Raw genomic sequence first — 25,147 nt, forward strand, 5'->3', positions numbered from 1 at the left:
AGGGATGCCTGCACTGTCTGGGAGAAGGAAGGCTCCCTCCCTTTCATAATAGCAGGAAATGCGGGACTTTGGCGAAGATCTTCATCGGGGCATTGAACATATTTTCCGTGCTGGCTTTGGTGATCTTTCTGAAAAAATGTTCGGACGGGGAAAGAAATCAGCTTCGCCTGGAGAGCTATTGCTTTCGCTCCGGAAAGATCAAGAGGGCGCACCGCTTTCTTTTTTTGACGGATGTCCATGAGAAGGAATTCGGGGAGAAGAATGAGGAGCTGCTCCGAAGGATCCGCGCGCTCCGCCCCGACTTCATCCTGCTCGGCGGAGATCTCGTGGTCTGCCATAAAAGGAGGAGCGAGCGGGACCGGGTGCGGAAATCGGTTCGCCTCCTCCGCGCTCTGGGGAGAGAGTTTCCGGTTTATCTCGCTCTCGGGAATCACGAGGAGCGCCTCTTTGAGAAGGCCGGCTGGAGGGGGCGGTATTTTCGCGCAGAGTACCCGAGGAAGGAGCATGCAAAGAGCCGGGAAAAGGCGGCCCTCTTCGAGCGGGGACTCGGGGCTGTCCGTCTTTTGGATAAGGAGACCGTTCTTCCGGAAGGAGGGCTCTCGGATCTCAGCCTGAGCGGGGTGAGCCTCCCGATGGAATATTACCGGCCGCTGCCCTTTCGGAAAAAGAAGCCGCTTTCTCCCGCGGAGCTTCGCCGCGCCGCGGGCTTTCCGGAGGATGGGGCGAAGGGGCGCTACCATATCTTTCTCCTTCACACGCCGCTCTACGATGAGGAGGCGGTCCGAAGCGGGGCGGATCTCGTACTTTCCGGACATCTGCACGGCGGGACGATCCGGCTTCCCCTGATCGGGGGAGTGATGACACCGCAGTACCGACTTTTCGTGAAAAAGGTGTCGGGACTCTTTCCCATTCGCGGGGGAAACCTTGTCATAAGCCGGGGAATCGGGACGCATACCGTCAATATCCGTCTGAACAATCCGCCGGAGCTCAGCCTCATCACGCTGCTGCCGGAGAGGGAGGAAGAGAGAGGGAATGGAGAGACTGCGCTATAAGCTGGATGTCTTCGAGGGTCCGCTGGATCTTCTCCTGCAGCTCATCGAAAAAAATAAGATCGATATCTATGATATTCCGATCGCGGAGATCACGGAGCAATACCTGGATTATGTAAACCGGCTCGAGGAGGAGGATCTGGACATCGTCTCGGACTTTCTCGTGATGGCCGCGACGCTGCTCGAAATCAAATCCAGAATGCTGCTCCCCCGGGAGCTCGACGAAGAGGGAGAGGAGATCGATCCCCGGGCGGAGCTTGTGGAACGTCTCCTCGAATACAAGAAGTACAAGTATATCAGCCGGATCCTCCGGGAGAAGGAGGAGGACGCGGACAGAGTTTTCTACAGGAGCGGGGCGATGCCGGAGGAGGTCCTCCGCTACACACCTCCTCTGGATCTCACGGAGCTTCTCAAGGGGCTCAGTCTGGAAAAGCTTCGGGAGGCCCTTGAGGATCTCTCCCGGAGGCAAGAGGAGGCGGTGGACCGGGTCCGCTCAAAGTTCGGCGTGATCCGGAGGGAGAGAGTGAGCCTCTCCGGCAGGATTCGGGATGTCCTGTCCTATGCGAGGCGCCATGGGCGCTTCTCCTTCCGGCACATGATCCGGAAAAAGGAGGACCGCATGGACATCGTGGTCAGCTTTCTCGCGGTTCTCGAGCTTATGAAGATGGGGAAAATCACATTGATGCAGGATGCGCCCTTCTCCGATATGGATATCCAGGTAGTGGGCGGAGAGGAGGGAGAGAGGGAGCCCGATCTCACAGAGGTGGAGGAATTTGACGGATGAGCTTGAATCCGGTACAGGAAAGGCTTGTGGGAGAAATCGACGAGGAATACAAGGAGGAGCTTCGCGAGGAGGAGAAAATCGTGGAGGCTCTGCTTTTTGCGATGGGCCGGGCCGTCAGCAGGGAGGAGATCGCGACGGCGCTTGGGACGGGTCCTGAGGCCGCGGAGGAGGCCGCGGAGAGGCTTTATCGGAGCTACCGGGAGCGAAACGGCGGCATCCTGATCCGAAGACTCGAGGAGAGCTATCAGATGTACACGAATCCCGCGCAGTTTGAGGCGCTGATCCGGGTCGCGAAGCATCCGAAAAAACCGGTAATGACGGATGTCGTCATGGAGACACTCGCGATCGTCGCCTACCGGCAGCCTGTCACAAAGGCGGAGATCGAGAAGATACGCGGTGTGAAATCGGATCATGCGGTGAATCGTCTCGTCGAGTACGGACTGATCTATGAGGAGGGAAGGCTCAATGCGCCGGGCCGCCCCGCCCTCTTTGCGACGACGGAGGAGTTCCTCCGCCGCTTTGGTGCAGAGAGCATAAAGGATCTCCCGGCGCTCAGCGAGGAGATCGAGGCTTCCATCGAGACCGAGGTCAAGGAAGAGCTTGCGGACGCCCTCGGTCTCAGCGGCGAGGAGGAAGAGGCGGCCACCGGAGAGGCCCTTTCGCTGTCCTCCTCCGAAGAAGAAAAGGAAGAAGAGATTGCAGCGCCTTCAATCCTTTCCGAAGAAGAAACTTCGGCGCCCCTGCGCCTTTCCGAAGAAGAGGCTCCGGCAGCTTCGTTCCCTTCCGAAGAGGAAGAGAAGGGGGGAGAAGAAGCCGCCGAGAAAGCCCCTTCGTCGTCTCCCTCCGAAGAAGAAAAGGAAGAAGAGCTTGCGGCGCCCCTGCATATTTCCGAAGAGGAAGAGAAGGGAGAAGAAGCGGCCGCCGGGGAAGCTCTTCCGCCGTCCTCCTCTGAATGGGAGGAGGAAATCGTTCTCTCCGCTCTGCAGGAGGAGAATGAAATGGCTGCTTCGACTGCTTTCGAGGAAAAAGAGGAGGCTCTCCCGCCGCCCTTATTCCAAAAAGAGGAAATTCCTCCGAAGGCTCCTTCCGAGGGAAGGGATGAGGCAAAGGAGGAAGCGAATGCACCGCACCCGGAAAGCGGGGCAGGAGCCGGAGAAGAGCCCGGGCCGGTGTAAAATGGCGGCGAGGCGAAGGATCCGACTCCTGCCGAAGCATCAGCGGAGGATGGAGGAGCCCCGGTGGGGCAGCGAAGCGAGGGACGAAGGGAGAACGGAAAAAATGGAAGAAAAGCTCAAGGTCCGCTACCACTCGAAGGAGATCGAGAAGCTGACTTACATAGAAGGAAAGGGAGACTGGATTGATCTTCGCTCCGCGGAGGAGCGGAAGATCAAAAAGGGAGAATTCTGCCGGATCAGTCTCGGAATTTCCGTGGAGCTTCCCCGGGGCTATGAGATGCTGGTCGCGCCCCGGAGCTCCACCTTTCAGAACTTCGGCCTGATTCAGCCCAATTCTCCCGGCGTGGTGGATGAGAGCTACTGCGGAGACAATGATATCCTGATGATGCCGGTCTATGCGCTCCGTGACACAGAGATTCACATCAATGACAGGATCTGTCAGTTCCGAATCCTGAGGCATCAGCCGAGACTCTGCTTTGAGGAGGTGGAAAGTCTGGAAAATGAGGACCGGGGCGGCTTCGGTGCGACAGGCATCCGCTGATAGGCCGCGCTCTGTCTTTTGGAAAACGCGGACATGCCCCGCCCATGCTTTGCCGAAGAATTGGCGGCAGGGCATCAGAGGGAAGAATTGCCCTAAAAAGGAGGAACCCGTGAAGAAAAGAAAGGATTTGTCGGGAAGGGGAAAAGCGGCGGCGCTTTTACTTCTGTTTTTCGCCCTGACGCTCTCCTCCTGTGCAAACCGGGAGGCGGAGGAGCTTCGGCTCTCCGGCATAGAGCTCGTGGAAAAGGGAAAATATGAAGAGGCGGTGAAGAAGCTGGATGAGGCCCTCGATAAAAGCCACGGCAGGGTCTCCAGGCTTCAGTTCGACATTCTCACCTACCGCGCGGAATCGGAATACATGCTCGGAGATCTCGATGCGGCATCGCACACACTGGAGATCCTGGAAAAGGTGGACAAGAAACGGGAGGTCTATCAGAAGCTGAAGGAGAGAGTGAACGCGAAGCTCCTCCTTCGGCAGGCATCCCGGAGTCTCGATGAGGGAAAGCTCGAGGAGGCGCGGAACTTTTTGGATCAGGCGAGAGCCGCGGGACTGTCCGCGGACCGGGACCTCGTCTTTGACGAAGCGGTTTACCTGGAGCGCTCCGCGAGATGGGAGGAGGCCTACCGTGCCTTCACGGACTACACGAACCGCTGGAATGGGGACAAGGATGCAGAGCGCGAGCTCGCCTTCCTGAAAACCCGCGTCGAAGCGCTCAGCCAAAACACCCTCCTCACTGACCAGCCACTGCAAAGACAATGAACAAAAGCACCTCCTGATGCGGATATTCTTGCTTGCAAGACAAAAGAGATCAGTATATGATGATTACAGTGTCTAAAGTCCGTGGCCGCGCCGTGCGAGCACGGGCGCGGGAGAAGGACTTTAAGACACGCCCGGACAGGAGCAAGGAGAGGGGCGGAGCCCCACGGGAATGCGACTGTCTGGGCGCATGACGGGAGGCGCGAAGCGCCTTTAAAGATCAGATCAGTGAGGGCGGCAGGAGCAGGATAAGGGAAGCAGAGGAGGCGGGATGAAAGCTTACGATAAGATGAGCGTGGAAGAGCTTGAGCAGCTGATCCGCGAGCTGAAAAAGGAATACGGAAGATATCAGGCGATGGAGATGAGCCTCGACATGAGCCGCGGAAAGCCCTGCAAGGAGCAGCTCGACCTCTCCATGGGACTTATGGACGCGCTGAACAGCGATGCGGACATGTTCTGTGAGGACGGGACGGACTGCAGAAATTACGGAGTACTGAACGGGATCGCAGAGGCCAAGGTCCTGATTTCCGATATGATGGAGAACAATCCGGACAACATCATCATCTACGGAAACTCCTCCCTGAATGTGATGTATGACTCCATTTCCCGCTCCATGACGCACGGCGTGATGGGGAATGTCCCCTGGTGCCGGCTGGATAAGGTGAAGTGGCTCTGCCCGGTCCCGGGCTATGACAGGCACTTCAGCATCACGGAGTACTTCGGAATCGAGATGATTCCGGTCCCGATGATGCCGAGCGGGCCGGATATGGCTCTTGTCGAGAGACTGGTCAGGGAGGATGAGAGCATCAAGGGGATCTGGTGCGTGCCGAAGTATTCCAACCCCCAGGGCTACAGCTACAGCGACGAGACGGTCCGGAGATTCGCGAGACTGCAGCCCGCGGCAAAGGATTTCCGGATTTACTGGGACAATGCCTACGGCGTGCATCACCTCTATGACAAGGAGCAGGACTACCTGATCGAGATCCTCGCGGAGTGCAAGAGGGCGGGGAATCCGGACCTCGTCTATAAGTTCTCCTCCACCTCGAAGATCACTTTCCCGGGTTCCGGCATCGCCGCGATCGCCGCGAGCTCCAACAATCTGGAGGATATTCAGAGACAGCTCCGCTATCAGACGATCGGCCATGATAAGGTGAATCAGCTCCGTCACGTGCGCTTCTTCGAGGATATCCATAATATGATCGAGCATATGAGGAAGCACGCGGATATCCTGCGCCCCAAGTTCGAGACTGTGGAGACGATACTGGAGAAAAACCTGGGAGGCCTCGGCATCGGGAGCTGGACCAAGCCGAAGGGGGGCTACTTTATCAGCTTTGATACCATGGACGGCTGCGCGAAGGAGGTGGCAGCGAAGTGCAAGAAGGCCGGCGTGAAGCTGACTCCTGCCGGTGCGACCTATCCCTACGGGAAGGACCCGCGGGATTCCAATATCCGCATCGCCCCGACCTATCCTCCGATCGAGGATCTCCGCACGGCGTCGCAGCTCTTCTGTCTCTGCGTGAAGCTTGTGAGCGCACAGCATCTTCTGAAGGAGAAGAGCAAGGGAAAGAGCGCGGAGTCCGAGGCCTGATAAGCGGGGGAAGATCACTGCCCTCCGGGCGCAAGGAAGCGGCCGGGGGGATGTTTTTGCAGGGCACGGAGACTTGCCATGAAGGATAAGATCAATAAACTGGCCAGGGGCATAGTGGATCTCAGTGCTCCGAGCCTCTATGTCGCGGAGTCTTCTCTGGAGGGAGAGCTGGAGCCGGGGGAGAATGGGAGGTTTCGCTTGAACATTTCCTCCCGGAACGGGGTCAGCATGAAGGGGCTGGTCTACTCCGATCATATTTTTGTAAAGGTGGAGAGAGCGGCCTTCGGGGGGATCCGCAGCAGTGTTCCCCTCCTCGTCGAGGGGGGAGATCTCTCCGCCGGGGAGGAGTTAAAGGGGAAGCTCTCCGTGATAAGCAACGGAGGGGAGCTCCAGATCCCCTATTGCTTCCGCGCGAGGCTTTCTGCGGAGCTTCGGGAGATCCGGAGGCTCCGGCGCACAGAGGATTTCCTCCGCTTATATGAGGAGGATCCAAAGCTCGCCCTGCAGCTCTTTCGGAGAAAGGATTTCCGGGAGGCTCCTTTTTTGGAGGATTCACGCGCAAGGCTTTATTTTCGCGCCTTTTCCGGAAATGCCGGAAATGCAGGGAAGCGGGAGCTGCAGGAGTTTTCCGCCGCGCTGAGAAGGCAGAGCCGGGGAGCGGAAACAGAGCGGAGAGAGAGAGGAGCAGAGACCGGGACAGCTCCCTTCGGAGAGAGAAGCTTTTATCTGAGCGAGGAGGAGCTCAAGGACCCAAGGAGAGTCGAGGAGATGGCCCGCCGCCTGATCGAAGCGGATATCGCGGACCCGGAGGCCTTCCTCATTTATCAAAGAGCGATAGAGAACGGCTCCCGCCTCACAAGGCTCTACGAGTACTGCATCTATGCCCTGCCGGACAGCGGGATTGAGCTTCCGAGGGAGCTCTATCTCTACTTCGCCTATGAGAGCCGCCTCGAGGAGAGGATGAAGCTTCCCCTTTACAGCAATGTCCTTCGGAACTTCCAGGAGGACTCCGACATTTATCAGAGCTTTGAGCGGGAGATCCAGCGCTTTGCCATCGACAAGCTTCTTGCCGGGAAGATCGATGAGCGCCTCTCCCTGATCTATGAGCGGATGATCTATCCGGACATGGTGGACCGCAGGATCGCGAGGGTTCTGCCGCAGCTGCTCTACACCTGTGAGGTCTTTGTGGAGGATCCCAGGATGAAGAAGCTCATCCTGCTGCAGCCGGAGCTTCGCCGGGAGGAGAGCTTCCCGATCCGGGACGGACGGGTCTTTTTCCCGCAGTATTTCCCGGAGGCCGTCATCCTCTTTCAGGATGAGGAGGGGAGGCGCTACGGGGGGGTACCCTATGAGAAGCGGCGCCTTCTGCATAAGCCGGAGCTGGAGAAGCGCTGCATGGAGCTTGTCCCGGAGCAGGTCTTTTTCCGCCTTCTCCGGGCGGAGCAGGTGCTCCGAAACGGGATCCGGAGCACAGCGGAGCTCGCCTTCCTGGAAAAGGAATCGGAGAGTCCCTTGATCTCCTCGGACTTTCGCCATGCGATCCTGGTATCCGTTCTCCGCTGCCACAGCAAGCTCACGGAGCGGGAGGCGGCCTCCCTTACGAAGAGGGATCTGGACTATCTGAAGGGGATCGCAAAGGAGGGGAAGAGCCTCGGGGAGAGGACGCTTCTTTTTTCTGATCTTCTGAAGCGGGGGGAGTATGAGAGCGCTTCGGAGCTCCTTCTGTCCCACAGAATCGGATGGGACAGGCTTCTCATCTCCGATTTCTTTCACGGGAGCATGGAGAGGGAGAGCCATGAGGAGCTCTTTTTGCTGGAGGGGAAGAAGCTCTTTGACAGCGGAGCCGGGGATTTCACTCTCCTTCAGTTCCTGCTGGAGCATTATAATGGTCTTTCCGACGAGATGGATCGGATCCTCAGAAGGGCGCTGGAGAAGGAGAGAGGAGAGGACGCGAGAGAGACAGGCGGCTTCCGGGAGGCGGAGCGAAGCATGGCGGAGCGCCTGCTCGCCCAGCTCCTTTTTACGGAGCGCAGGGAGAAGCTGGATGAGGTCTACGACATCTATGCCTCTCTCGGGGGCGGGGAGCTCCTTAAGAGAGCGTGGCTCAGTCAGAGGGCTGCGGACTATTTTCTGCTCGGAAGCTCTGTCCCCGAGCGCATCTTTCAGCTTCTGGGAGAGGAGATCGACAGCGAGAGCAGGATTGAAAAGATCCCGCTTCTCTACCTCCTCTCTCTGAGCCTTCATTACTCGGAGAAGAAGTCTCTCACGGAGAAGGAGAGGGAGATTCTATCCAGGATCCTGAGGGAGCTCAGGAGGAAAAACATCTTTTTCCGCTATATGGAGAAGTTCCGCGATTCGCCGCTGCTCCCGGAGCTTCCGGCAGGGCGGAACTTTCTGGAGTATCGGGGGGAGAGAGAGGGAAAGCCGAGGCTCTTCGTGCGGATCCTCCCGGGGGAGAAGAACTTCCACGAGGAGGAATTTCAGCGGGCCTTTCAGAATATCTATACCGCCGCTCTGCCCCTTTTTGCGGGGGAGGAGGCGGAGTATCGGATCTATGAGGGGAACGGAACGGAGCCGGTAAAGAGCGGAAGCATACGTCCGGAGAGGACGGCCGGCTGGGCGGAAAACGGTCTCTTCGGCCTGCTGGATCGGATGGGGCGCCTCTATGAAGAGGGAAGAGGAGAGGAGCTCAGGGACACCATGCTTCTCTATCTGGAGAAGGAAGCCATGATCGAGACACTCTTTTCCGACTGACGAGGGCTGATGGGCATTCGCGTTTTGGCCCCCCGAGCTATACTTGTCCCATCAGGCGGAGAAGGGCAGGTGCGATTCCTTTTTGACAGGGAGAGTTATACTTTATATACGAAAAGATACGAAATGGGAAGACGAAACGGGCGGAAGAGGCGGAGAAGGACAGCGGGAGGATGCGGGAGATGGTAATGGAAGAGACGGAGAGACGGATCGGCCTGTCCCTTGGGGAGAGGCGCACGGCTCTTTGTACGGATGGGGGGAGGAAGCAGCTTTCCTTCCCCACTGTGCTCTGCCGATCAAAGCGGGGAGAGGAATGGAGGATCGGGGAGGCTGCTCTGGAGATGGGCCGGGAGGGCTCCGGTTTCCTGCTGGAGCAGCTTTTTTCCCTTTACCGAAAGGGAGAGAGCGCGTCGCTCGGGGATCGGAAATACAGCGCAGAGGAGCTCATGGAGACCTTTCTCCGACTCGTCCTGGAGGAAGCCGGCGGAGGGGAGAAAAGAGACGGGAAAGAAGAGGAGGGGGAGAGCGGAGAGCAGGAGGAGAGCGGAGAGCAGGAGCAGGGCCCGGAGGCCCTGATCGAGGAGATCGAGGATGCGGCTTTGGAGCCGGAGGATTCTCCCGTTTCCGAAGAAGCGGAGGCAGAAGCGGAGGAGGAGTCCGGCGGAGAGGCTTTTCCGGATTTTCTGCCCGGGAGATCGATCCTCGTCGTCTCGCTCCGCTTCATGGACCAGGCGCTCATGGAGCGGCTCCGCGCTCTCCTTTCCGCCATGCTCGGAGAGAGCTTTGAGCTATGCATCCTCACGCACACAGAGAGCTTCATCCACTATATGCTGAGGCAGGAAAAGCTCCTCTATAACCGAAAGGTCGGGATGTTTGAGCTCGAGGACCGAAGCCTTTCTTACTATGAGCTCCGCGTCACACAGGGGGCGAAGAAGTGCGCCTTCGCGTTTTCCGAGCCGCAGGACGAGTCCATCTCGCTGGAGGCCTTGGAGACGGAGTCCGGGCAGAAGACGGGGGACAGGATCCTGCGAAGACTTGCGGAGAGAAAGCTGCAAAAGGGAAACTACGGTCTTGTGATGCTCTGCGGAAAGGGCTTCGAGAATACGGACTTTGCGAGAAACTTCATGTCCTATCTCCTGAAGGGGAGGAAGGTGTGCACGGAGCAGCAGCTCATTGCCCTGGGAGCGCTCTACTACAGCGAGGTGCTTGCCGCGGAGAGGACGGAGGACTGCAGACTTCTCTGTGACAGCAGGGTCTGCTGCGATATTTCCCTCCGGGTCAGCGTGCGGGAACGGGACAAGAGCCTGATTCTGGCCTCCGCCGGGGAGCCCTGGATGGGGCTTTCCACCGAGCACGAGCTGATCCTGGACGGCCAGAACTATATTGATTTTCGCTTAAGTCCCGCGAGCTCGATGGGGAGTGCCTCACAGCTTCGCATGCATCTGAACGGCTTCCCGGAGAGGAAGGACCGGAGCGTGCGGATCGTCCTTAAGACGAGCTTTCCGGATGGGGAGCATTTCCGGGTCGAAGTGAGGGACGATGGCTTCGGGGAGATCTATCCCTCCAGCGGGGCGGTTCTGACGGAGGAGCTGGATCTTAGAAAAACGGCGGGAGGAGCGTAATGGGACTGATCCTTTGCACGAAGAAGGCGGAGCATCCCTTCTACTATGAGACTCTGGATAAAAATCTCTGGAGCATGCAGGAGCTCTGCTATGTGCTTTTGCATTATCCGGTCCTCCTGCCGGAGAGCATTGTGGATGAAAAGCTCTGCCAATGGCTCCAGGAGGAGCTCGGCTTTTCCTATCTCGCGGAGAAGCTGAAGAGCTATATCGGACAGGAGGAGAAGTGGAATCTCGCCCTGCTCCGCATCCTGCGGGAGGGAAATTACTGTGCGGAGTGGGAGCTGAGGGAATACGAGCAGAGGCTCGCCGCGATCCGGGTCCTCTCCCCCGCGGAATTTTCGGAGAAGCAGGGGGATGCGTACCTTTCCCTCAAGCGTTACCGGAAGGCCGCGGAGGCCTATCAGAAGGCGGAGTCGGAGGAGCACAGCCCGACGAGGAAGAGAAAGCTGGCGGACAGCTATGTGGCGCTCACCCGCTTCCATCAGGCCGGTGAGATCTATGAGGAGCTCTATCAGAGTGAGAAGATGAAGGAGGCTCTGAAGCGGCTCTATTTTCTCGGGCGGCTGGAGCCCTCGGAGAACCGGGGGAGAAGATATGCGAAGGACTTCCGGGAGGCGGGGAAGGAGGCCTGGGACCGACAATATGCCGCGGCGAGAAAGAATGCGGAAAATACAGAGAAGATCAAACGGCTCCGTGCGCTCTATGAGAAGGATCCGAAGGATTTCTGCCGCCTGGCGGGGGAGGAGATCGGAAGATGGAAGGCGGAGTACCGGAGCAGAAATTGAGCGCGCCGCCGGAAAGCGGCACAGGATTTTCAGCGGATACAGTTGAGGGAGAAGACGAATGAAAGAACTGGCAAAAACCTATTGCCCGGAGGAAGTGGAGGAGCGCATCTATGAGATGTGGCTTAAGGGGGGATATTTCCACGCGGAGGTCAATCCGAAGAAGAAGCCCTATACGATTATGATGCCGCCGCCCAATATCACCGGGCAGCTCCACATGGGGCATGCCTTGGACAACACGCTCCAGGACAGTCTGATCCGCTGGAAGAGGATGGAGGGCTATGAAGCCCTCTGGCAGCCCGGCTGCGATCACGCCGCGATCGCGACGGAGGTCAGAGTCACGAATGAGCTGAAGGCGCGGGGAATCGACAAGCATGCACTCGGCAGAGAGGGCTTTTTAAAGGAGGCCTGGAGCTGGAAGGAGGAGTACGAGAAGCGGATCGTGAATCAGCTTCACAAGATCGGATCCTCCGCGGACTGGGACAGACTTCGCTTTACGATGGATGAGGGCTGCTCCCGGGCCGTGCAGACGGCCTTTCTCTCCCTCTACAGAAAGGGCTATATCTACCGCGGCTCCCGCATCGTGAATTACTGTCCGCACTGCAGGACCTCCCTCTCCGACGCCGAGGTGGTCCATGAGGAGCAGGACGGCTTCTTTTGGCATATCAACTATCCCATCGTCGGAGAAGAGGGGAGATTCGTGGAGATCGCGACGACCCGCCCGGAGACCCTGCTCGGGGACAGCGCGGTCGCGGTCAATCCGGAGGATGAGAGATATCGGGACCTTGTGGGCAAGGAGCTGATCCTTCCGATCACGGGGCGGAGGATCCCGGTGATCGCGGACAGCTATGTGGATCGGGATTTCGGGACCGGCTGTGTGAAGATCACCCCGGCCCACGACCCGAATGATTTCGAGGTCGGAAAGCGCCACGGGCTCCCGGAGATCAATATCTTAAATGACGATGCCTCGATTCATCTTCCCGGCTCGAAGTACGACGGCATGGATCGCTACGAGGCCAGGAAGCAGATCGTGGAGGATCTGAAGGCGGAGGGACTTTTGGTAAAGGTCGTGCCGCATCGGCACAATGTGGGGACTCACGACCGCTGCGGGACCACGGTGGAGCCCATGGTAAAGCCCCAGTGGTTTGTCCGGATGGAGGAGCTCGCGAAGCCTGCGATCGAGGCGCTTAAGAGCGGAGAGCTCCGCTTTATCCCGGAAAATTACGGAAAGACCTATCTCCACTGGCTGGAAAATATTCGCGACTGGTGCATTTCGAGGCAGCTTTGGTGGGGACACAGGATCCCGGCCTATTACTGCGATGACTGCGGGGAGCTGATCGTCTCCGAGGAAGCGCCGAAGTGCTGCGAAAAATGCGGCTCTACTCATTTTCATCAGGACGAGGACACGCTGGACACCTGGTTTTCCAGCGCGCTCTGGCCCTTTGAGACGCTCGGCTGGCCGGAAAAGACGGCGGAGCTCTCCTATTTCTACCCGACGGATGTCCTTGTCACGGCCTATGACATCATCTTCTTCTGGGTTGTCCGCATGGTCTTCTCCGGGATCGAGCAGACCGGAAAGCTCCCCTTCCGCCATGTCCTGATCCACGGCCTGGTCCGGGACGATCAGGGTCGGAAGATGAGTAAATCCCTCGGAAACGGCATCGACCCCCTGGAGGTCATCAGAAAATACGGGGCGGATGCGCTTCGCATGACGCTTCTCAGCGGAAACGCGCCGGGAAATGACATGCGCTTCTACTGGTCGAAGGCCGAGGCGGGCAGAAACTTCATGAACAAGGTCTGGAATGCCTCCCGCTTTATCATGATGAATCTGGACGAGGAGAGCCTCTCTGTCCTCCGGGGAGAGGGGGGCGGAGAGCTGGATGCCATCCTGGAGAGAAGCCGCCCGAAGGAGCTCTATGCGGCGGACCGCTGGATTCTCTCCCGCATGAATCATACTGCGCAGGAGATCGAGAGAAACCTCTCCTCCTATGATCTCGGCATCGCCCTGGATAAGATCCAGAGCTTCCTCTGGGAGGAGTTTTGCGACTGGTTCATCGAGATGGTGAAGCCGCGCCTTCACGGGGAGGACAGGGAGAGCCGGATCGCCGCGCTCTGGACGCTCTGTGAGGTGCTCATGTGCTCTCTGAAGCTTCTGCACCCCTTCTGCCCCTTCATCACGGAGGAAATTTACGACACGCTCTCTGAGCTCTTCCTCGCGGAGGGGAAGGTCCCGCTTATGAGGAGCAGATGGGTTTTCTACCGGGAGGATTTCAACTTCCCGGAGGACGAGGAGGAGATCGAGGCCGTGAAGGAGGCCGTCCGCGCGATCCGCGCCGTCCGAAACGAGATGAACGCCGCGCCCTCCCGGAAGACCAGAGTTTATCTTGTGAGCGGGGACAGCCGTGTAAGAAAAATGTTTCGGCATAGTAAGGTATTCTTCGCTACCCTTGCCTTCGCCTCCGATGTTATAATTCAGGACGACAGGAATGGAATCGCAGAGGGCTCTGTCTCCGTTGTGATCCCGAAGGCGAATATCTACATCCCGCTCGAAGAACTTGTGGATATTAAAAAGGAGCTGGAACGACTCGGGAAGGAAGAGAAGCGTCTTCTCGGAGAGATCAGCCGCTCGGAGGGGATGCTCTCCAATGAGCGCTTTGTCCAGAAGGCGCCGGAGGAAAAGGTCAAAGAGGAGAGGAGCAAGCTGCAAAAATATCAAGAGATGCTCACGGCTCTCCGGGAGAGGCTTTCACAGCTTCGGGGGAGTGCTGCGCTCTGAATGCCGGCGGAGGACGCTTTTTCATAGTTTCCCTCTGCCGGAAGGTATGGAGGGTAAAATGAAGTTCAAGATAAAAAATTTCGGATTTCTCATCGTGCTGCTTTTTCTGTCGCTCTCGGCTCCGCTCCTTTCCCGCGCGGAGGAGAGAAGCGCGGGGAAGGAGGAGCTGAAGGCGGTGAAGGCAGGGAAACAGGCCGCCTTTCAGTGGGAGAACAACGGAAGCTACTGGAAGCTTCTCTATCTCGATACGAAGAATGCCGCCTGGAAGTATGCGAGGAGACAGTGGGTGCAGATCGGGGATCGCTACTACTACTTCCTCGACGATGGGAAGCTCGCGGAGGGCTGGTTTCAGGATCCCGCAAAGAAGGAGAGCTGGTATTTCGCGGAGTGCGACAGCGCAAAGCACGACAACCCGAATGCGGGGAGAGTCCTGACCGGCTGGGCGATGATCCCGGACAGTACGGGCGTGACGCAGCACTTCTACTTCGGCGCATCGGCGAAGGGGCGCCCCAGCGGCATGTACCAGGGAGAGGGGGAGTACTACAAGAGCTACGAGATCGACGGCAAGAAATACAGCTTCGATGCCGCCGGACACTGCTCCTCGAAGGACTATCCCTCGGGCATCGAAAGCTTCGCTCTGAAGAGAGTCTGATGCGCTTTGAAGGGGATTTGATATGAAGCTTCGGCTTATCGCTGCCGGAAAAATAAAGGAGAGGTCTCTGAGGGACGCTGCCGCGGAATACGTGAAGCGTCTCTCTTCCTTTTGTACGCTGGAAATCGCAGAGGTCCCGGATGAAAAAACTCCGGAGCACGCTCCGGAGGCCATAGAAAGAAAAATCAAGGAGATCGAGGGGAAGAGGCTTCTCGCGAAGGTGCCGGGAAAGTCCTTTCTCATTGTGCTTGCGATCGAGGGAAGAGAGCTCTCCTCAGAGGAGCTCGCCGGGAAGCTCTCGGAGCTTATGCTCCGAGGTCAGTCCGACATCAGCATCCTGATCGGAGGATCCCTCGGGGTATCAGAGGAGGTCCTGCAGAGAGCGGATTTCCTTTTGAGCTTTTCCCGGATGACCTTCCCGCACCAGCTGATGCGCCTCATCGCGCTGGAGCAGCTCTATCGCTCCTTCAAGATCAACGCGGGGGAACCCTATCACAAATAGGATTTACTGCCTGCATTCCCTCACTTCCTCCTCCTCGGAGACGAAGCGGCGGATCTTATCCTCGATGAGGCTCCGGTCCAGAGAGAGGGAGAGGGAGAGCTCCTCATAGAGCGTGCTCTCCGCCTGCTCCATATAGTGGAGGTCGCAGAGCGTGAGCTTCTTCCCCTGCCTTGCCCGTTCCGTCTTCCGGTGCTGCAGCGTCTTAATGACGCGGAGGAGCTCATCGGGTTCGCAGCTTCTGATGCATTCCCGACAGGCCTCCTCTCTTGCTCTTGGATTCCGAATGGACAGGGGAAGGATGAGCCCCATGCTCTGAAGGAAATGCTCCGCCTCCTCCCGACTCATGACCGGCCTCATCCGGATCCGCATCTCCTCGACAGGGGCGTAGATCGCTGCCTGCGCTTTTTTGAGCGGCTCCAGAATATAGTAATTTTTGTCCTTTGGGATGCCCTCCAGATTCAACGTAGTGATGCCCGTAATTTTATGCACTCCTTTGCATCCGTAAACGACGTAGGTTCCGGACTGAAACATTCTGCCCTCCTTTCTTTAATTTATAGAGTCCTCTTGACAGAAAAAGACAGAACCCATATAATAAAAATTTTATCAGAGCGGAGACAGCATTTCCAGTCTTTTCCGAGATTTCGGAAAAGATTAGCGTTATACCCAAATACTGACAATTTTCTGAAGAAAATCAGGGCATAAAAGGAAGAATTTTAAATTGCACGGGATTTTATACAAAAAGTGCATGAGTCCGCCTTCCTGCACCGCCTGATCTCTGTGCATACGGCGGAGTTTTTCCGACGGGCAGCATCGCTTTTTCCGCTTCCTTCCGCCCCGGCACTGACTTTTCGCCGGGGCTTTTACAGCGCCGGAGGATATGCTAAAATATCAGGCGGCTTCGTTTTCGGGAAAGATCGGCAGAAAGGGTTTTCTCATGCGTTTTTCGGGGAAGAAGGAGGGCAGGGAGGCACTGCTCTATATCGTCACGGGAGTCTTCACGACTCTTGTGAATTTTTTCGTCTTCAGCCTCCTGGATTTTGGACTTGCCCGACTCGGAGTAGCGGGGAGGCTGGCCTATAAGTTTGCCTATGCCCCCGCCTTTCTCGCTGCGGTACTCTTTGCCTATTGGAGCAATAAGCTCTATGTCTTTCAGAATAAAGACATGTCCCTTCCGCGGCTTTTGCGGGAATTTTCCGCCTTTCTCGCAGCGCGGCTTTTCTCGGGGGCGGTATGCTTCCTCCTCATGATCCTCCTTGTGGACATCATGGAGCTCGGGCACAGTCTCGCCTGGGCGCTGAGCTCCGTCTTCAATCTGGGCTTTAATTATCTCGCGAGCAAATTCTGGATCTTCAGGGAGAAAATGCATGAATAAAAAGATCGTCCGCTCATCTGACGCCTACCTTCTGTCCTTCCTCATACCGGTGCTCAGCATGATCGTCATATTCTTCGCGCGGGGCATCTTTCCCTTCGGGAGGGAGAGCTTTCTCAGGACGGATATGTATCATCAGTACGCCCCCTTCTTCTCGGAATTTCAATATAAGCTCCGCCACGGCGGGAGTCTTCTCTACAGCTGGAATGTGGGCCTCGGCGTGAATTTCTCCGCGCTCTATTCCTATTATCTCGCGAGCCCGGTGAACTTTCTGATCCTTCTCGTGCCAAAGAACCTCGTCATTGAGTTCATGACCTATCTTATCGTTTTAAAGATCGGCCTCTCGGGACTTTCTGCGGCATTTTACTTTCGGAAGCATTATCACAGGACAAACTTCGGCTGCTGCTTTTTCGGCATCCTCTATGCCATGAGCGGCTACGTTGCGGCGTATTCCTGGAATATCATGTGGCTGGACTGCATTCTCCTCTTTCCGCTCATTCTCCTCGGGATGGAGCGCATGCTCTCCGGCGGAAGTCCCGTGCTCTACACACTGACATTGGGGCTTTCCATCCTCTCGAACTATTATATCTCCATCATGATCTGCCTCTTTCTGTTTCTCTCCTTCCTCTCCTATCTTATCCTGGACGGGAGGGAGGGGATGCCGTTCCTCTTACGGAGGGCAGGGCGCTTCTTTCTCTATTCCCTGATCGCGGGGGGACTCGCCGCCGTGACGCTCCTTCCGGAGATCTATGCCTTAAAGGGCACCGCATCCGGGGATATCAACTTCCCGGAGACCGCAAAGCAATACTTCGGGATCATCGATATGTTTGCCCGCCATATGCCGCTTGTGGAGACGGAGCAGGGCCTGGATCACTGGCCGAACCTCTACTCCGGAACTGTCACCTTCCTGCTTCTTCCGATGTATTTTCTGAACGGGAAAATCTCTCTTCGGAAGAAGCTTGCGAGCGGACTGCTCCTCCTCTTTTTTTATCTGAGCTTTTCCATCAATATCCTGAACTTCATCTGGCACGGTCTTCATTACCCGAACAGTCTGCCGTGCAGACAGAGCTTCCTCTATATCTTCATGCTGCTCTGCCTTTGCTATGAGGCCTACCTGAAAAGAAAGGCCACGGGGCTCAGAGAGCTCGGGATTTCCCTCGCCTCAGCCCTCTCCTTTATCATCCTCTGCCAGAAGGTGGTGACTGACGACGCCTTTCACTGGGCTGTCTTCTATACGGCGATCCTCTTCGTACTGCTCTACTACCTTCTCTTTTACCTGGAGAAGAAGGGAGGGCTGAATTATAATGCGCTCCTTCTCTCTGCCCTCGTACTCCTCGGCATGGAGTGCGCAATCAATATGGCCGCGACCTCGGTCACGACCACATCGAGGACCTCCTATACGGCGGACAATGCGGATACGATACGGCTCGTCCGGGCCGCCCGGGCGGAGGACAAGAGCTTCTGCCGCTTTGAGAAGATGACGAGAAAGACGAAGGATGACGGGGCCTTTCTGAATTTCCCGAGTGTATCCATCTTCTCCTCGACTGCCTATAAGGAGTGCTCTGACTTCTTCCGAAAGATAGGCTGCGAGGCCTCTACGAATGCCTATTCCATCACCGGCTCTACTCCGCTTGTCAACATGCTTTTTTCCGTGAAGTATGATATCTACTCCGAGGAGCCGGCGGCGGCGGAAAAGAGGGGCCTGTCCTATCGGGACGGCTCCGGAGAGATGCTCCTTTATCAAAATGAGTATTCCCTTCCCCCGGGACTCTTCCTGAGAGAGGAGGAGCTCACGAACTGGCATACAGATATGGGGACGCCCGCTCTGGTGCAGAATTCCTTCTGCGACGCGATGCAGAGCTCCCCGGTGCTGATCCCGGTGATCGGGAATTTCCAGGAGAAGGATTACAGCTTCACGGCGGATACGGCGGGGGAATACTATGTCTATGTGACGAATCCGAAGCTAAAGCAGGTGAAGGCGAAGCTCGCCTCCGGGGAAAAGAGCTTTGAAAATGTGGACCGGGGCTATTTTCTGGAGCTTGGCTATCTGAGCGAAGGGGAGGAGGTGCGCCTCTCAGCGGATACCGCGGGGCAGAGCATGGACTGCGAGGCCTATCGCTTCGACTTTACGGCGCTGAAGGAGCTCTATCGAAAGCTCTCCGGAAGAAGCTGGGAGCCAAAGCTTCACACAGACACAAAGCTCTCCGGCTCGGCGACGCCCTCGGAGGATTCCACACTTCTCCTCTTTGTGCCCTATGATGAGGGCTGGAGTGCCAGAGTGGACGGGAGGAAGGTAAAGCCGGTGAAGGCGCTGAACTGCTTTCTCGGGATCCCGCTGGATGCGGGAGTGCATGAGATCACGCTCAGCTACTTTCCAAAGGGGCTTTTCCTCGGAATCCTCTCTTCGATTCTCTCCCTTTGCCTCTTCCTCCTCCTCTTTTTCCTCTCCCGGAAAAGCTGGAGGGAAGGGAAATGGAAGAGAAGGGAGAAGAGATACCGGGGAGGTCCGGATTTTATCGCTCTGACCTCCGAGAGGGCGGATATTTCCGAAGAAGATGAGCTTCCCGAAGAGGACGAGTTTTCCGAAGGGGATGAGCTTCTCGAAGAGAATGAACTTCCCGAAGAGGGTGAGCTGCCCGCGGGGGGAGGGGAAGTGATGGAGGAAAAGGAGGATTCTCCGTCTTTTTCGGAGGAGAGAGAGCCGGAAGAAAGAGGAGTCTTTTCGGACTTTGAAGATCTGGAGGACTGCGAGGAACTGGAGGAGTACGAGGATCCCGAGGATTGCGAAGATCTGCCGGGCGAAAAAGAGCCGGAGGAGGAAGAAGCCGAGGCCGAAGAGCCGGAGGATTTCCCCCTCCCGACGATGGAGGAGGAGAGAGCGGCAAAGGGCAGAGCGGCTGCGCCGGAATCCAGGCAAAGCCCGGAAGGAGGCGGCTCGGAGCCGGGGGAGAAAACGAGCCGGAATCCGCGGGAAGGCAGAGCAGAGAAGAAGAGAGGCCGGAATCCGCGGAGAAATGAGGCAGAGGCGGAGGAGATGGAGCTGGAGGATCTTTTCACTGAGGATCTGAGTGAGCTTCCGGAAAGCGCAAAGAGCGAAGGAGAGGAGAAAGAATGAAGCTTTGGGGAGGGAGATTCAGAGGAAAGACAGACGAACTGGTGGAGAGATTTAATGCCTCTCTCCCCTTCGACAGGAGGCTTTACCGGGAGGACATCGAGGGCTCCGTCGCTCATGCCAGGATGCTCGGAAAGCAGGGGATTCTATCGGAAAAGGACGCGGAGAGCATCATCAGAGGACTCTACGGCATCCTGTCGGACATCGAGGGCGGAAGGCTTGTGATCGAAGGGGACTCGGAGGATATCCACAGCTTTATCGAAGCGGAGCTCACGAAGCGGATCGGAGAGGCGGGGAAGCGCCTTCACACCGGGAGATCCCGAAACGATCAGGTGGCACTCGACATGAAGCTCTGCACGAGGGAGGAGCTGGACCGGATGAAGGAGGAGCTCGCGGAGCTGATCGGGGTCCTCACAGAACTCATGGAAAGGCACAGGGAGAGCTATATGCCGGGCTTTACCCACCTGCAAAAGGCGCAGCCCACGACTCTCGCGCATCATCTCGGCGCTTACCGGGAGATGTTTCGGCGGGACCGCTCAAGGCTTTCGGACTGTAGGAATAGACTCAACGAATCGCCGCTTGGCGCGGGCGCCTTCGCCGGGACGAGCTATCCTCTGGACCGGGAGATGACGGCTTCGGAGCTTGGCTTTGACCGGGCGAGCGAGAATTCCATGGATTCTGTCTCCGACCGGGATTATCTCCTGGAATATCTCTTCGATCTCTCTCTCATCGCCATGCATCTGTCCCGCCTCAGCGAGGAGCTCATCCTGTGGAATTCCAACGAATACCGTTTTCTCCGGCTTTCCGACGCCTACTCCACAGGCTCCAGCATCATGCCGCAGAAGAAGAATCCGGATATCGCGGAGCTCATCCGCGGGAAGTGCGGGAGGGTATACGGGGATCTCTTCGCGCTCCTCACGGTCATGAAGGGGCTTCCTCTTGCCTATAATAAGGACATGCAGGAGGATAAAGAGGCCGCCTTCGACGCCATGGATACCGTGCGGGATTCCGTGCGGCTGATGAGCGGAATGCTGAAGACGATCGAGTGGGACACGGAGCGGATGAGGGAGAGCGCAAAACGCGGCTTCAGCAACGCCACGGATGTCGCAGACTACCTGGTCGGAAAGGGGATTCCCTTCCGCACCGCGCACGGCATCGTCGGGGAGCTCGTTCTCTACTGCGAGGGGAAGGGATGCTCCCTGGACGAGCTGAGCCTTCCGGAATTCAAAGCGATTTGTCCGGAGATCGAGGACGATATCTACGGGGAGATTTCTCTGGAGAGCTGTGTGAAAAAGCGGAGAACGAAGGGAGCCCCGGGGGCGCTCTGAGAGGGAACACGGCATTTCGATGAATAAATTTTATAAAAAATAGAATAAAAATCCAAATTCTGCTTGCCTTTTCCGTCCTCCGGTAGTAAGATACAGCTTGATTTCGGAACGGGCGGACTGCCCGCGGGATGAATTTCAGGGCGGGGAAAGATCCGCCGGAAAGGCAGGATATATGGGAAAGCTGATGCCGAAAAACAAGACGCAGGGGGAAAAGGTTGTGCTGGCGTATTCCGGAGGACTGGACACGACGGCGATTATCCCCTGGCTGAAGGAGAACTTCGGCTATGAGGTCATCTGTGTCTGTGTCGATGTGGGACAGGGGGAGGAGCTGGACGGCCTCTCGGAGAGAGCGAAGCTGTCCGGAGCGGCAAAGCTCTACATCGAGGACATCAGCGATGATTTCTGTGAGAATTATGTGCTTCCCTGCATCCGGGCCAATGCCTGCTATGAGAATAAGTATCTGCTCGGAACTGCGATGGCCCGTCCGGCTATCGCAAAGCGCCTTGTGGAGATCGCGCGGAAGGAAGGCGCGAAGGCGATCTGCCACGGCGCAACGGGAAAGGGAAATGATCAGATCCGCTTTGAGCTTGCCATAAAGGCCCTGGCCCCCGACCTCGATATCCTTGCACCGTGGCGGATGAGCGATGTCTGGACCTTCCGTTCCAGAGAGGATGAAATCGCCTACTGCAAGGAGAAGGGGATCGATCTCGCCTTCGGCTCCCATGAGAATTCTTACAGCCGGGACCGAAATCTCTGGCATATCTCCCACGAGGGGCTGGAGCTGGAAAATCCGGAGAACGCGCCGGATTATGAGCACATGCTCGTGCTCTCCGTGACTCCGGAGAAAGCTCCGGACCAGAGAACGGAGCTCAGCATCGACTGGGAGAAGGGGAAGCCCGTCGCCCTGAACGGAAGGAAGATGAGCCTGCGGGAGATCCTCACGGAGCTCAACCGGGTCGGCGGAGCGAACGGCATCGGCATCACGGATATCGTCGAAAACCGTGTGGTCGGCATGAAGAGCCGGGGCGTCTATGAGACACCCGGCGGAACGATCCTGATAGAAGCCCATAAGCAGCTGGAGGAGCTGATTCTGGACCGGCAGACCATGGAATTCAAGGAGCTTGCTGACGTGAAGTTCGCGCAGACCGTCTACGAGGGAAAGTGGTTTGCCCCGCTCCGGGAAGCGCTGGAGGCCTTCGTCTCCTCCACACAGAAATACGTGAGCGGGAGGACGAAGCTCGCGCTCTATAAGGGAAATATCATAAGGGCCGGCGTGAGCTCCCCCTATTCCCTCTACAACGAATCTCTCGCAAGCTTTGCGACCGGTGATCTCTACGACCACCACGATGCCTCCGGCTTCATCACCCTCTTCGGTCTTCCGGAAAAGGTGCGCGCCGTGAAGCTGCAGGAGACAGAAAAAGCGTAATAGAGCAGGAAAGACCCGTTTATGGCAAGCAAAACAGCCGCTCGTGGAAGCACGGCGGCTGTTTTGCTGCGCCCAAAGTCCACAAGATGCCAGGCTACCCGCTCCTGCGAGCATGGCGGGTAGCCTGTAGCCTGACAAGGACTTATATCGTCATAATGCAGGGCATATAGCATGATATCACCGTGATTTACAGAGAAATATGCGAAAAATTCTGAAAAGCATCCCAACTAAGCTATGCAAAAAGCATAATTTTGTATATAATGATTCCAGTGCCGGGCGTTTTCGCCCGTGATATCTGCATAAAAAGGGATACCGGAGCCTGGGACACGTCTCTCTATAAGAGAGAGGGGGCCTGACAATGAGTCCTTATAGTTATAATTTGCCTGTCTGATGGTTATGGATCTGTCTTCGCAGGAGCGGCATCCGCATCGATCTTCATCGGATGGGACTTTTACAGCATCATATAAAGGAGGAAAGCAAATGGCAGAGGAAAAAAAGGAATCCGGGACAAAGAGACTGGGAGATCAGGAGCTCGGTGATTTCCTGACGAGGCTCGCTTCCGCATCTCCGATCCCCGGCGGAGGAGGAGCGTCCGCTCTTTCCGGAGCCTGCGGCGTATGCCTCGGAATGATGGTCGGGAATCTGACGACGGGAAAGAAGCGCTATGCGGACTTTGAGGAGAGGCTCGGGGAAATCATGAAGGAGCTCTCCGTTTTGAAGGAGGATTTCATGCGCCTTGCGGAGAGGGATGAGGAGGTCTTTCTGCCGCTCTCAAAGGCCTACGGACTCCCGAAGGAGACGGAGGAGCAGCGCCTGGAAAAGGACAGGATCATGGAGAAATGCCTTCATGAGGCGAGCCTTGTGCCGCTGGAGATCATGGAGACCGCGGTAAAGGCGCTTCTGCTCGTCGAGGAGCTGGCGGAGAGAGGGTCCCGGATTGCGGTTTCCGATGCCGGAGTCAGCGCGGAATTTCTGAATACCGCGGTCCTCGGGGGCGCGATGAATGTCATCATCAATGTAAAGGCCATGAAGGATCGCGACTTTGCGGAGAAGACAAAGGAGAAGCTTCTCAGCCTGAAAAAGGAGGGGGCTGAGCGCGCGGAGAAGATCTACTGCATGGTGGAAAAGAGCCTGGAATCATAGACGGGATGTCCACGCCGGGATCGCCGGTGTGATGATAGGAAAGGTCCCTTCGAAAGACGGCATCGGCCGTCTTTCGGAGGGGGCGGAAAGAGGTGAAAAATGCAGGAATTACGGGGAAAACTGGTTGTGGAGAAGCTGAAGGAGGAGTGCCTTAAGCGCTGCGAGAGTCATCACGGGAAGGTTCCTACGCTTGCGATCATCCGGGTCGGGGCGAAGGAAGCGGACATCTCCTATCAGAGGGGGGTGCGGAAGCGCTTTCTTGATTTCGGCCTGGAGGTAAAGGACTATGAGCTCCCGGAGGACGCGAGCGATGAGGAGTTCCAGAAGGCCTTCGATTTCATCAACGATGACCCGGAGATCAACGGAATTCTTATCATGAGACCGCTGCCTCCCAAGATCAATGAGAAGGAGATTCTCCGAAAGCTCCGCCCGGAGAAGGACCTGGACTGCATTACGAAGGAAAATATCGCGGGGGTCATGCTGGGAGAGCCCTCGGCCTTCGCCCCCTGTACCGCGCAGGCCGTCATTGAAATGCTGAAGGGCTATGAGATCCCGATCGCGGGGAAGAGAGTGGTCATTCTGGGGCGCTCCATGGTCGTGGGGAAGCCCCTCTCGATGCTTTTCCTGAAGGAGAACGCGACCGTCACAGTCTGTCATTCGAAGTCCGAGAATCTGAAGGAGATCACAAAGGAGGCGGATATCCTGGTCGTCGCGATCGGGAAGGCGAAGTTCGTCGGATCGAGCTATATCCGGGAGGGCGCGATCGTGGTCGATGTCGGCATCAATATGGACGAGGAGGGCAAGCTCTGCGGAGACTGCGATTACAATACCATGACGGAAAAGGCCTCCATGCTGAGTCCGGTGCCGGGAGGACTCGGCTCCGTCACGACGGCAGTGCTCGCAAAGCATCTGATCCGGGCGGCAGAGCTCCAGTGGGGAGAGTAAGGAGCAGCCGGGAAGAGCTGATCCCCGGAGAGGGCAGAGAGATTCCGGAAAAGAGAGCGATGAAAAATATCAAAAGCTATAAAAATATCGTCTTCGACATGGGAAAAGTCCTGATTGATTACGATGAGGATCGTGTGAGCCGGAAATTCAGCGGGAACGAAGCGCTGATCCGGGAGGTCCACAATACGGTTTTCTGCTCTTCGGAGTGGCTGAAGCTGGACGCCGGTCTGATTTCAGAGGAGGAGGCGGAGAGGCGCTGGCTTCCCCGCCTCTCCTCGGAAGAGGCGAAGGAGCTTGCGAGAAAGGCCTTTTCCCAGTGGCATCTCTATAATATGAGGGAAAAGCCCGGGACTGCGGAAATTATCCGCGGCCTCCACGAGAGGGGGCAGCGGATCTTTATCCTTTCCAACGCGAGCCTTCGGCTTCCGGGCTGCTATCGGAGAGTGATGCCGCTTCCGGAGCTCTATGACGGCGTTTTCTTTTCCGCGGAGCACCGCTGCATTAAGCCGCAGGATATCATCTACGAGCGCTTCTTCCGGCTCTTTTCCCTGCGGCCCTCGGAATGCTTCTTCATCGATGATCTGCCGGAGAACATAGAGGCCGCGTCTATAGCGGGGATGGATGGTTTCGTGTTTTCGGATGGAAGGGCAGAGACGCTGAAGGAGCTCTTTGAACTGTAACCGCTTACAGACAGGATAGCCCTTTACTGAAAAAATATCCTGGTTTATAATGAAATTTGGATATCAAAGGTGATCCCGCAAAACCTTGTTTCGTCTGCACGGAAGAGGGGCATGTCTTAATGCTCTTCCTCTGCGCCTTTTTCAGTGCGGTGCGAAGCGGGGTCT

At 56.9% G+C, this 25,147-nt stretch carries 20 protein-coding genes; 19 read left to right on the plus strand and 1 reads right to left on the minus strand.

Features of this window, described 5'->3' with window-relative positions:
- The first annotated feature begins 68 nt into the window (after positions 1 to 68).
- The 12 genes from GCWU000341_RS04135 to rlmH all read left to right on the plus strand — a co-directional run bounded on the left by GCWU000341_RS04135 (position 69) and on the right by rlmH (position 14,979).
- The gene (locus GCWU000341_RS04135) at positions 69 to 1,052 is read left to right on the plus strand and encodes a metallophosphoesterase (protein WP_242651623.1); all 984 of its coding nucleotides are present in this window, start codon (positions 69 to 71) and stop codon (positions 1,050 to 1,052) included.
- Positions 1,033 to 1,833 (plus strand): segregation and condensation protein A, encoded by an 801-nt coding sequence (locus tag GCWU000341_RS04140; protein ID WP_009214505.1) that lies wholly within the window; start codon positions 1,033 to 1,035, stop codon positions 1,831 to 1,833. The genes GCWU000341_RS04135 and GCWU000341_RS04140 overlap by 20 nt, the downstream gene beginning before the upstream one ends.
- Positions 1,830 to 3,008 (plus strand): SMC-Scp complex subunit ScpB, encoded by a 1,179-nt coding sequence (gene scpB / locus GCWU000341_RS14125; protein ID WP_009214506.1) that lies wholly within the window; start codon positions 1,830 to 1,832, stop codon positions 3,006 to 3,008. The genes GCWU000341_RS04140 and scpB overlap by 4 nt, the downstream gene beginning before the upstream one ends.
- Before the next feature lie 103 nt (positions 3,009 to 3,111).
- Positions 3,112 to 3,549 (plus strand): dUTP diphosphatase, encoded by a 438-nt coding sequence (locus tag GCWU000341_RS04150; RefSeq protein ID WP_040653612.1) that lies wholly within the window; start codon positions 3,112 to 3,114, stop codon positions 3,547 to 3,549.
- A gap of 109 nt (positions 3,550 to 3,658) precedes the next feature.
- Positions 3,659 to 4,309 (plus strand): hypothetical protein, encoded by a 651-nt coding sequence (locus GCWU000341_RS12585; RefSeq protein WP_050761911.1) that lies wholly within the window; start codon positions 3,659 to 3,661, stop codon positions 4,307 to 4,309.
- Between the two features lie 268 nt (positions 4,310 to 4,577).
- Entirely contained in the window at positions 4,578 to 5,894 is a 1,317-nt protein-coding gene (locus GCWU000341_RS04160) for an aminotransferase (RefSeq protein WP_009214510.1), read from the plus strand.
- Between the two features lie 78 nt (positions 5,895 to 5,972).
- A complete protein-coding gene (locus tag GCWU000341_RS04165) occupies positions 5,973 to 8,648 on the plus strand; it encodes a DUF5717 family protein (RefSeq protein WP_009214511.1) in 2,676 nt (891 codons plus the stop codon).
- A gap of 179 nt (positions 8,649 to 8,827) precedes the next feature.
- Complete coding sequence (locus GCWU000341_RS13430; protein WP_207635065.1) at positions 8,828 to 10,267, plus strand: DUF5716 family protein; 1,440 nt, start codon at positions 8,828 to 8,830, stop codon at positions 10,265 to 10,267.
- A complete protein-coding gene (locus GCWU000341_RS04175) occupies positions 10,267 to 11,052 on the plus strand; it encodes a hypothetical protein (RefSeq protein WP_009214513.1) in 786 nt (261 codons plus the stop codon). The genes GCWU000341_RS13430 and GCWU000341_RS04175 overlap by 1 nt, the downstream gene beginning before the upstream one ends.
- A 58-nt stretch (positions 11,053 to 11,110) precedes the next feature.
- Positions 11,111 to 13,825, plus strand: coding sequence for a valine--tRNA ligase (locus GCWU000341_RS04180; RefSeq protein WP_009214514.1), 2,715 nt, complete (start codon positions 11,111 to 11,113; stop codon positions 13,823 to 13,825).
- Positions 13,826 to 13,883: 58 nt separating this feature from the next.
- Positions 13,884 to 14,477 (plus strand): hypothetical protein, encoded by a 594-nt coding sequence (locus tag GCWU000341_RS04185; RefSeq protein ID WP_040653615.1) that lies wholly within the window; start codon positions 13,884 to 13,886, stop codon positions 14,475 to 14,477.
- Positions 14,478 to 14,499: 22 nt separating this feature from the next.
- Complete coding sequence (gene rlmH / locus GCWU000341_RS04190) at positions 14,500 to 14,979, plus strand: 23S rRNA (pseudouridine(1915)-N(3))-methyltransferase RlmH (RefSeq protein WP_009214516.1); 480 nt, start codon at positions 14,500 to 14,502, stop codon at positions 14,977 to 14,979.
- A 3-nt stretch (positions 14,980 to 14,982) separates the two neighbouring features.
- Here rlmH and GCWU000341_RS04195 read toward each other — a convergent pair whose 3' ends face one another.
- Positions 14,983 to 15,510 (minus strand): CarD family transcriptional regulator, encoded by a 528-nt coding sequence (locus tag GCWU000341_RS04195; protein WP_009214517.1) that lies wholly within the window; start codon positions 15,508 to 15,510, stop codon positions 14,983 to 14,985.
- Positions 15,511 to 15,856: 346 nt separating this feature from the next.
- Between GCWU000341_RS04195 and GCWU000341_RS04200 the strand changes: the two genes are divergently transcribed.
- From GCWU000341_RS04200 to GCWU000341_RS04230, 7 genes are all read left to right on the plus strand, one after another.
- Positions 15,857 to 16,351 carry a GtrA family protein gene (locus GCWU000341_RS04200; RefSeq protein WP_009214520.1) on the plus strand — a complete coding sequence of 165 codons (495 nt, stop codon included), beginning with the start codon at positions 15,857 to 15,859 and terminating at the stop codon, positions 16,349 to 16,351.
- Complete coding sequence (locus GCWU000341_RS04205; protein WP_009214521.1) at positions 16,344 to 19,463, plus strand: YfhO family protein; 3,120 nt, start codon at positions 16,344 to 16,346, stop codon at positions 19,461 to 19,463. Before GCWU000341_RS04200 ends, GCWU000341_RS04205 begins: the two co-directional genes overlap by 8 nt.
- Positions 19,460 to 20,788 carry an argininosuccinate lyase gene (gene argH / locus GCWU000341_RS04210; RefSeq protein WP_009214522.1) on the plus strand — a complete coding sequence of 443 codons (1,329 nt, stop codon included), beginning with the start codon at positions 19,460 to 19,462 and terminating at the stop codon, positions 20,786 to 20,788. Before GCWU000341_RS04205 ends, argH begins: the two co-directional genes overlap by 4 nt.
- Before the next feature lie 172 nt (positions 20,789 to 20,960).
- Positions 20,961 to 22,214 carry an argininosuccinate synthase gene (locus GCWU000341_RS04215; RefSeq protein ID WP_009214523.1) on the plus strand — a complete coding sequence of 418 codons (1,254 nt, stop codon included), beginning with the start codon at positions 20,961 to 20,963 and terminating at the stop codon, positions 22,212 to 22,214.
- Between the two features lie 480 nt (positions 22,215 to 22,694).
- Entirely contained in the window at positions 22,695 to 23,357 is a 663-nt protein-coding gene (locus GCWU000341_RS04220; RefSeq protein WP_009214524.1) for a cyclodeaminase/cyclohydrolase family protein, read from the plus strand.
- A gap of 99 nt (positions 23,358 to 23,456) precedes the next feature.
- Positions 23,457 to 24,302 carry a bifunctional 5,10-methylenetetrahydrofolate dehydrogenase/5,10-methenyltetrahydrofolate cyclohydrolase gene (locus GCWU000341_RS04225; RefSeq protein ID WP_009214525.1) on the plus strand — a complete coding sequence of 282 codons (846 nt, stop codon included), beginning with the start codon at positions 23,457 to 23,459 and terminating at the stop codon, positions 24,300 to 24,302.
- Complete coding sequence (locus tag GCWU000341_RS04230) at positions 24,290 to 24,982, plus strand: HAD family hydrolase (protein ID WP_009214526.1); 693 nt, start codon at positions 24,290 to 24,292, stop codon at positions 24,980 to 24,982. The genes GCWU000341_RS04225 and GCWU000341_RS04230 overlap by 13 nt, the downstream gene beginning before the upstream one ends.
- Positions 24,983 to 25,147 lie beyond the last annotated feature (165 nt).

The organism is Oribacterium sp. oral taxon 078 str. F0262 (assembly GCF_000160135.1).
Classification (GTDB): domain Bacteria; phylum Bacillota; class Clostridia; order Lachnospirales; family Lachnospiraceae; genus Oribacterium.